3 protein-coding genes are annotated in these 2,915 nt (G+C 46.2%); all 3 read right to left on the bottom strand.

The window, feature by feature from the left end; all coding sequences use genetic code 11:
- Positions 1–1,017 precede the first annotated feature (1,017 nt).
- Positions 1,018–1,587: an Imm26 family immunity protein gene (locus BFN10_RS09865; RefSeq protein WP_071489531.1), complete on the bottom strand. Its 570-nt coding sequence runs from the start codon at positions 1,585–1,587 to the stop codon at positions 1,018–1,020.
- Between the two features lie 93 nt (positions 1,588–1,680).
- The gene (locus BFN10_RS09860) at positions 1,681–2,292 is read right to left on the bottom strand and encodes an imm11 family protein (RefSeq protein ID WP_071489530.1); all 612 of its coding nucleotides are present in this window, start codon (positions 2,290–2,292) and stop codon (positions 1,681–1,683) included.
- An 11-nt stretch (positions 2,293–2,303) separates the two neighbouring features.
- Positions 2,304–2,915: RHS repeat-associated core domain-containing protein (locus BFN10_RS09855; RefSeq protein ID WP_071489529.1), on the bottom strand; the 612-nt coding region annotated here is incomplete at its 5' end.

Below are 2,915 nucleotides of genomic sequence, written 5' to 3'. Positions count from 1 at the left end.
TCGGCCTCGGTCAGTTGTTCCGGCAAGCCATTCAGATCGTTGTGGTAGTAGCGAATCTTCTGTAGCGGGCCAAGGCCGTCGATGCGGGCCAGCGGTTCATAGCCTCATCGTCGTAAAATTTAAATTTTTAGCACTAAATAAGAACTTCCTTTTCTCTGCGAGGAATATTTGTATTTTTAACTCAGAATTTTATTCGCTAACGCCAGGTCGAACTGCTTGTTTCCAAAAATGGATTTAGTTGCGAGCGCTTTTTTTAGTGCGTCCGAATCCAGGCTCAGATTATTTTTGTAGGCAGCAAAGAGGATGGTGAGAAATGGGAATGCATAGTTATCAGGCTCAGCCAATACGTCCTCAATTAGTGCTCGTTTGCCAAGGATGCAATTCTCTGCCTTTGGGAGGTAAAAAGCCTTCAAACGGTCGGTTATTTTTTTACAGTCTGGCTTATTTCTTGCGGCGACGGCGTTCTAATGATACCGCCCATCTCGTCGCCAAACTGTTTAGTCTCTTCTGATAAGGAAGTCTTCGAAAAAAATGATGCGTTCAACAGCCGACTCTAATACGGCGGGGATTGATCTATACAAAAGCTAGATGCCTCACAGGTATATATTTCCATTCCAGCGTAGTAACCATCGGCTTTGGTCAAGTGCTGGATGTAGATGTCTGCAAGTTTTTTCTTTGCTACAAGCAGGCAAAGCTTGTTTTTGCTTACCTTCAGGTCGACGTTGGGAAGCGTTATTTGCTACAACGCTTCCAATAGTTCAACTTCCATGTTTTTACGAATTTCTAGGCTCATGTTATTCACTTGTAGATCAGAAGATTGAAGGTTGCGTTGTGCTGTGCGCCTTTTTCACCTAACGGTACCTCCAGCTTTCCTTTAGTATCAACTTTGAACGATCCTTTCGTTCCGACAACCGATAAAGGGGGCAGATTTATTCATGGTTCCTATCTGGATTAAATAGATCCGTCCCCTTATCGCTTTATCACCATCGCCTTTATCGTTGAGTAGGCAATCTATTTTTATTTGGAGTCAAACAATTCTTGCGTATGCAGGACTGCCTTGTTTACGCGCTCTGAAGCGGTAACGCTATCAATGCGTAAGTCGTCGGGTAAGTGCTCATAGTCCATGGCCTCATCCTCCGTTAGCGCCCCACGCAGATGAGCAATTACTCTGAAAATAATGTGATGCATACGCCAGCAAATTGAGGGTTCAATATTTACCAACTGTTCCTCAGATGCGGGCGTGCTTACGCCTCCAGTCCAGAATTCTGACTCAAACGCGAATTGAATTCTGTCATAATCAGAGGTCGATTTCGTGTAGTCCGGGTCACTGAAAAGAATCTTCCAGCGAGGGATATCTGAAAAACGCATGCTGCAGAAAATCGGTCGAAACAAACGTTTTGAGGTGTCCACCTCGCTGATCGAGGTAGGGATTTGTGTATATAATTTCTCAAAAACCTCAATCAAATGTCCCAGCGCAGGAGGAATCAGCTCGATATAGCGTGCAATCACAAAGCCAGGCTCATCTGAAGCGTTGAGGGCTGGGATGTAGAAAAGATCACCCGGTTTGGGTGCCTTGAGGGTTTTCATACAGCAGCCTCTTTTAGGTACAAGACCTAAGGGGTCAGATTTATTTGTAGTCCCTATCCGGATTAAATAGATCCGTCCCCTTTATTGTTAACTTTATGCCTGATTTTTATAGGGGGTAAATGATTGATTAGCGATGTAGAAGCCTAGCCCTTTGTCACCTTTGAACCGATTTTCTATCATGGCATCAGCCAAATCTTGGGAAATCAAAAGGTCGCCAGAATCACGCTCACGGGCAATCCCATCCATTCCTGCGGCGGTATCATGAAGCCAAATTTCATTGAAGTACAGTATTGTGCCACTGTCAGAGAGCTCCGGTACCGACTTGCTGTGATCAACAGCGCTAATCGCTTGGGCAACATTGACGATGTAATAGCCGTCATCCACGGCCTCTCCGTTTGCAGCAATACTAGCGGGTTTCAAGAGCTGAATATGATGGTTGGCTTTCTGCATGAGGAAATCTGCCAACCTCTCGCTCACCAACGGTATGTCACCCAACAACCATAAGCAGTCATACGCCAATAGCTTTTTCTTTTGGCATGGGAAAAATATTTTTGGTCTATCCATGTCGGCAGGATAAGGCTCGCCTGACAGTAGCGATAAATAATCAAAGTTCGATCCCGCAGTCTCATACGAACCGATCTCGGCATCGTATGAGCCCAGCAGTGTTTCGCTGTGATAGATAGGCGCTTTCCAGCTTAAGATCATTTCTAGATATCCTAATTATAATGTGCGCCTGGGCGCGCATTTTTATTCAATTGTCTCTCGCCAGAGCGGAGTAATCTTCGCTCATCGGACACGATTTTATCTAGGGCTTTGCGGTATTGGGCCTGATCCCAGTTTTCACGTTTGCCAACCTTTTGTACTCGATCCATTTTGCTCCCAAGGTTTTGATTGACCCTAGCTGCATGGCGTCCTTGGTGAATAGACCGACGTCCGTCAGTCATCGCCCGAGTCTTGTTGGGCAGGAATATTTTATTTTGCCGACTTTGCAAATCGAATCCTGCCAATTTAAGCAGAGGGTGATTTTTAGTACTGGCATGCTTGTCGCTCAGTATGTGGTGGTCCTGGTATCCCTGTTTTTTCAGGCGTCCAATGCGTCGGTTTATGGATGACGTACAGCTCCAGCCCAGTGGGTCAACCCATCCATATGGATTGGCGGCATACAAATAAAGATTGATGCCCCCCGCCAACCCAATCGGATCCGGCGTCGTAAACCGCCCCACATCCGGATCATAAAACCTGAACGTATTGAAATGCAGCCCCGTCTCCCGATCCAGGTACTGCCCCTGGAACCGCAGGTTCTGCTCCTCGATGTAATAAGGCTCGCG

The organism is Pseudomonas extremorientalis, from assembly GCF_001870465.1.
GTDB lineage: Bacteria > Pseudomonadota > Gammaproteobacteria > Pseudomonadales > Pseudomonadaceae > Aquipseudomonas > Aquipseudomonas extremorientalis.
The sequence above is the reverse complement of the archived record's forward strand: the minus strand, read 5'-3'. Positions and strand labels throughout refer to the sequence as shown.